This is a genomic window from Hymenobacter agri, assembly GCF_054778495.1.
In genome coordinates this window covers 1-5,356 of the sequence record NZ_BAAGZM010000286.1, presented here as the reverse complement: position 1 = coordinate 5,356, position 5,356 = coordinate 1, and the positions used below count along the sequence as shown (strand labels likewise).

Here is a 5,356-nt window from a genome sequence, read left to right as displayed (position 1 = left end):
GCCGGCCGGTATCGGGCACGCTGCTCGATATGCTGGGCCGCCCCGTGCGCCAGCTTCGTACCGCCACCGACCACCTCGAAACCGCCGGCCTGGCCCCGGGCCTCTATCTGCTGAAAGCCACCGACGGCGCCACTGCCCGCCTGGCCGTGAAGTAGCCGGGCCAGTAGGTTGATAATGAAAACGCCCCGGCCGGCTGGTCGGGGCGTTTTGTTGTAGCGTGGACTCTGCGAGTCCGCGCCTGTTCTCGCCGTTCACCGGTGCGTGCGATGCGCGGACTCGCAGAGTCCACGCTACAGCAGCATGTCGCGGCAGTTGATGAACTTCTCAACCAGCAGTTCCGGCTGCTGCTCATCGAACTCGCCGAAGCCCAGCACGAAAGCCGGCGCGGGCTGCACGAATTTAATGGCTTCGTTCACCGCTTTCAAGTAGGGTGCAATGCGGTTTTTGTCGCCCTCGGCCGCGGCAAATTCCTTGTCCCAACGCAGCAATTCCGGGTCCTTGCGTACCAGGAAGGGAATGACGAAGGGGACGAACCGCCCGAAAATTGGGTTTTCGTCGGTAGTGAGGCGGGTGTCGGGCCAGACGTGGAATTCGGCGAACGAAGCCGGCGGCACGGTGACGAAGGAGGCTTTTTCCACCGTCATTTCGGCAAAGAGCTCCAAGCGGTTGGGCTGGGCGTAGAACTGCGCGTAGGCCGCGTACCACACCGTGAGGCCGGCCTGGTTCACCAGCTGGTAGGGGTGGAAGCTGCTGGCGATACCCAGGCCGCCGTGGTTGCCGATAACCAGGTTGTACAGCTCGCCAAACTTCGTTAAATCAGTTGATTGCTGGTAGGGCTGGTTGGTGAGGCCGTAGAGGTAGAAGCTGGCGAAATCGTTGAGGGACGGGCCAGCGGGGAAAGCGGGAGGGATGGTATCAGGCACGGAAAACGACGCGGGTGAGAGGAGGGAAGTAGGCCGAAAAACGGCTTTTCCGACTGCAAACCTACTTCGCAGCCCGCAACCTCGCCCCGCATCGGGCGGGACCATGTTACATTCGGCGTCCTGAATTTCCACTGCGCGTCCCATGCTGCTCACCATCTCCACCACCTACCAGCCCGCCACCGACCTCGGCTACCTGCTGCACAAGAACCCGGCGCGCCTGCAAAGCCTCGAAGTAGCCGGCGGCCAGGCCCACATCTTCTACCCCGAAGCCACCGTCGAGCGCTGCACCGCCGCCCTGCTCCTCGACCTCGACCCCGTGGGCCTCGTGCGCGGCAAGGGCGGCGCATCGGGCGAAGGCTTTGCCCTCGAGCAGTACGTGAACGACCGGCCCTACGTGGCCTCGTCCTTCCTGAGCGCGGCCCTGAGCAAAGCCTTCGGCACCGCCCTGAACGGCACCTGCAAGGACCGGCCCGACCTACCCGCCCAGGCCCTGCCGCTGGCCGTGAAAGTGGCCGTGGTATCGGCGCCCGGCCCCGACTGGCCGCGCCGCCTCTTCGAGCCGCTGGGCTACGAGGTGGAAACCGAAACCACTCCGCTCGACCCCACCCAGCCCGAGTGGGGCGACAGCCGCTACTACACGCTGCATCTGCGCCACGAAGGCCTGCGCTTGCAAGACGTGCTGACGCACCTCTACGTCCTGCTCCCGGTGCTCGACAACGACAAGCACTACTACATCGGCGAGCACGAGGCCGAGAAGCTGCTGCACCGTGGCGGCGACTGGCTGCCCCAGCACCCGGAGCGCGGCTTCATCACGCGGCGCTACCTGCGCTACCTGGCGGCGTATGTGAACCCGACGCTGGAGCGGTTGATGGAAGGGGAGGAACTTAACGACCCGGCCAACGAAACCTCACCCCCTGACCCCCTCTCCTTGGGGAGAGGGGGCACCGGTCTTGCTTTGGATGAAGCTGAGCCGGTTTCGGCTGTCGAAGAGGCGTCCGCCAATCGTCAGGCTCCCCCTCTCCCCAAGGAGAGGGGGCCGGGGGGTGAGGTGCTATCGTTGCACGACCAGCGCCTGCAGCAAGTCGCCCACGAAATCTACCAGCTTGCCCCCAAGCGCGTGCTCGACCTGGGCTGCGGCGAGGGCAAGCTGCTGCGCCTGCTCCTGCGCCAGCCCAAAATCGAATACATCCTCGGCATGGACGTATCGCACCAGGCCCTGGCCCGCGCCGCCCAGCGCCTGCACCTCGACGAGATGCCCCCGCGCCAGCGCACACTTATCGACCTCATCCAGGGCTCGCTGCTCTACCGCGACGACCGCCTCGCTGGCTTCGATGCGGCGGCCCTGGTCGAAGTCATCGAGCACCTCGACCCTAATCGCCTCGCCGCCCTCGAAGCCGTGGTGTTCGGCCAGGCCCGCCCGGCGCACGTCTTCGTCACCACCCCCAACGCCGACTACAACCAACTATTCGAAAAGCTAAACGCCGGTGAATTCCGCCACGACGACCACCGCTTCGAATGGTCGCGCGCCGAGTTCACGGCCTGGGCCACCGCCGTGGCGGAGCGGCACGGGTATCAGGTGCGGCTGGTGGGAATGGGGGAGGAGGTGGAAGAAGTCGGCGCGCCCTCGCAGATGGCGGTGTTTGGATTATCTGAACAAAATCAATTTGCTAGCCAAAGCCATTGACACTCAAATCTGTCAGCTTTCTTTGCGTTATGTTGGCGTTTATTCCCCAATAATAGCTGCCACCATCCATAACAATGGAATAATCAGACTCATAATCAATTCTACTATCGTTGAAGTAGATATAATTGTTCATTCTGTCAATAATATTATATCTATTCCAGTGGAAGTTGACATGAATTATTTTGTCACTATTCTTATCAATAAAGCCAACATATTGCCTGAAATACTTTGACAGATTCCTATGCAGGACTGGATTGCCAGCTTGCTGGTTTGGTCGCCGTTTGTTAATAGCCTTTAATTGGTGGCGTAATAAGTTTTCCGCAATTTCCACCTCTGCCAATGAGGGAGTGAATCTTTGGACTGAATCAATAGCAGACACAAATAAAAGTTGGAATGGGTATTCCTTAGTAAACATGGTTCCTTTGAAGTTCGGCCCTTTTACCCCAATTAGTGTCTGGTTCTTTGTTTGAACCGCTTGAATAGATGGTTTTCGTTCAGGTAGTTGAGTTCTACAGGATGTAAAACCTATACACACCCAAAAGAAAGCAGTTACCAAATTTTTCATACTGCTCAGATGCCAAGCCATGTGAATTTTCACATGATGTTGCTTGAAATTCCCTTTCCAATGCCCCAAGATACCCTCAAGGTCCCCGAACTCTCGCTTATCCTCCTCATTGGCAGCACGGGCGCGGGCAAGTCCACGTTTGCGCGGCGCTTGTTCAAGCCCACGGAAATTGTGTCGTCGGATGCCTGCCGGGGCCTGGTGGCCGACGATGAAAACGACCAATCGGCCAGCAAAGACGCCTTTGAGCTGCTGCACTACCTGGTGGCCAAGCGCCTGAAGCGCGGGCTGCTCACCGTGGTCGATGCCACCAACGTGCAGGAGGAAGGCCGCAAGCCCCTGGTGGCCCTGGCCCGCCAATACCACGTGCTGCCCGTGGCGATAGTGCTCGACGTGCCCGACGCCGTGGCCCAGGAGCGCAACGCCCAGCGCCCCGACCGCCGCCATCTGGGCCGGCACGTCATTGCCAGCCACCGCCAGCAGCTGCGCCGCAGCCTGCGCAACCTCAAGCAGGAGGGCTTCCGGCACATCCACCACCTGCGCAACGTGGGCGAAATCGACGCCATCCAGTCCATCACCCGCGACCGCCTCTACAACAACCGCCAGGAGGAAACCGGCCCCTTCGACATCATCGGCGACGTGCACGGCTGCTACGAAGAGCTGCGCGCGCTGCTAGAGAAACTGGGGTATCAGATTACGGAAGAGCCGATTACGGACGTGCGGGATTTGGGCGTGCGGGTAACCCCACCCCCCAGCCCCCTCCCCTCCGGGAGAGGGGGAGCCGAGCGTCAGCGGTCGGCTGAATCTGGTCAAGAAGATGTAATAGATGCTACTGGTGCAATAAGCCAATCGTCAGGCTCCCCCTCTCCCGGAGGGGAGGGGGCCGGGGGGTGGGGTCACCGCAAGGCCATCTTCCTCGGCGACCTCGTGGACCGTGGCCCCGCCTCCCCGCAAGTCCTGCGCCTGGTGATGAGCATGGTGCGCGACGGCAGCGCCCTCTGCGTGCCCGGCAACCACGATATCAAGCTCCTGCGCCACCTCAACGGCAAAAACGTCACCATCAACCACGGCCTGGCCGAAACCCTGGCCCAGCTCGAACCCGAGCCCGAAGCCTTCAAAAGCGAAGTGCGGCGTTTCCTCGACGGCCTGGTGAGCCACTACGTGCTCGACGGCGGCAAGCTGGTCGTGGCCCACGCCGGCCTCACCGAGGAGATGCAGGGGCGCGGCTCGGGGGCCGTGCGGGCCTTCGCGCTGTTTGGCGAAAGCACCGGCGAGATTGACGAATTCGGCCTGCCCGTGCGCTACGAATGGGCTCGCGAGTACCGGGGCCGCGCCATGGTCGCCTTCGGCCACACGCCCGTGCCCGATGCCGAATGGCTCAACAATACCATCGACCTCGACACCGGCTGCGTGTTCGGCGGCCGCCTCACCGCCCTGCGCTACCCCGAGCGCGAAATTGTAGATGTGCCCGCCGCGCAGGTCTACTGCGAGCCTGTGCGCCCGCTCAACTACCGCGCCCTCCAGCTGCAAGCGCAGAATGAGTTAGCCGCCGAAAACGCGCCAGGAACCACCGCCCAGCACGAAAATGACGACCTGCTCGACATCCTCGATGTCACCGGCAAGCAGTTCATCGAAACCCGGCTCATGCGCGGCGTCACCATCCGCGAAGACAACGCCGTGGCCGCCCTGGAGGTGATGTCGCGCTTCGCCCTGCACCCCAAGTGGCTGCTGTACCTGCCGCCCACCATGTCGCCCACCGAAACCTCGGCCCTGCCCGACCTGCTCGAACACCCCGCCGAAGCCTTCGCCTACTACCAGCGCCTCGGCGTGGAGCGCGTGGTGTGCGAAGAAAAGCACATGGGCAGCCGCGTGGTGGTGGTGCTGGGCCGCGACGAAGCCGCTATCCAGCGCCGCTTGGGCCTCGTGGGCGAGGGCATCGGCAAGGTCTATACCCGCACCGGCCGCAACTTCTTCACCGACGCCGCCCTCGAAACCGCCTTCCTCGCCCGCCTGCGCGACGCCCTGAGCACCGCCGGCCTCTGGGAGAAATTCGACACCGACTGGGTCTGCCTCGATGCCGAGCTGCTGCCCTGGTCGGCCAAAGCCCAGGAGCTGGTCAAAACCCAGTACGCTGCCGTGGCCGCCGCCGCCCTCGCCGCCCTGCCCCAGGTCGAAGCCGCCCTCACC

The 5,356-nt window shown here is 62.7% G+C and carries 4 protein-coding genes; 2 read left to right on the top strand and 2 right to left on the bottom strand.

The features are described 5' to 3' along the window. Nucleotides 1-290: 290 nt before the first annotated feature. Nucleotides 291-923 (bottom strand): hypothetical protein, encoded by a 633-nt coding sequence (locus ACYVDE_RS13850; protein WP_460502134.1) that lies wholly within the window; start codon nucleotides 921-923, stop codon nucleotides 291-293. Between the two features lie 142 nt (nucleotides 924-1,065). Here ACYVDE_RS13850 and ACYVDE_RS13845 point away from each other — a divergent pair, with 142 nt between their 5' ends. Continuing rightward, nucleotides 1,066-2,607 (top strand): 3' terminal RNA ribose 2'-O-methyltransferase Hen1, encoded by a 1,542-nt coding sequence (locus ACYVDE_RS13845; protein ID WP_460502133.1) that lies wholly within the window; start codon nucleotides 1,066-1,068, stop codon nucleotides 2,605-2,607. On the opposite strand, the gene ACYVDE_RS13840 is transcribed toward ACYVDE_RS13845, so the two are convergent. After that, complete coding sequence (locus tag ACYVDE_RS13840) at nucleotides 2,591-3,172, bottom strand: hypothetical protein (RefSeq protein WP_460502132.1); 582 nt, start codon at nucleotides 3,170-3,172, stop codon at nucleotides 2,591-2,593. The genes ACYVDE_RS13845 and ACYVDE_RS13840 overlap by 17 nt on opposite strands. Before the next feature lie 60 nt (nucleotides 3,173-3,232). Here ACYVDE_RS13840 and ACYVDE_RS13835 point away from each other — a divergent pair. Further along, nucleotides 3,233-5,356, top strand: a 2,124-nt coding sequence (locus ACYVDE_RS13835) for an AAA family ATPase (RefSeq protein ID WP_460502131.1), incomplete at its 3' end; no start/stop codon positions are given.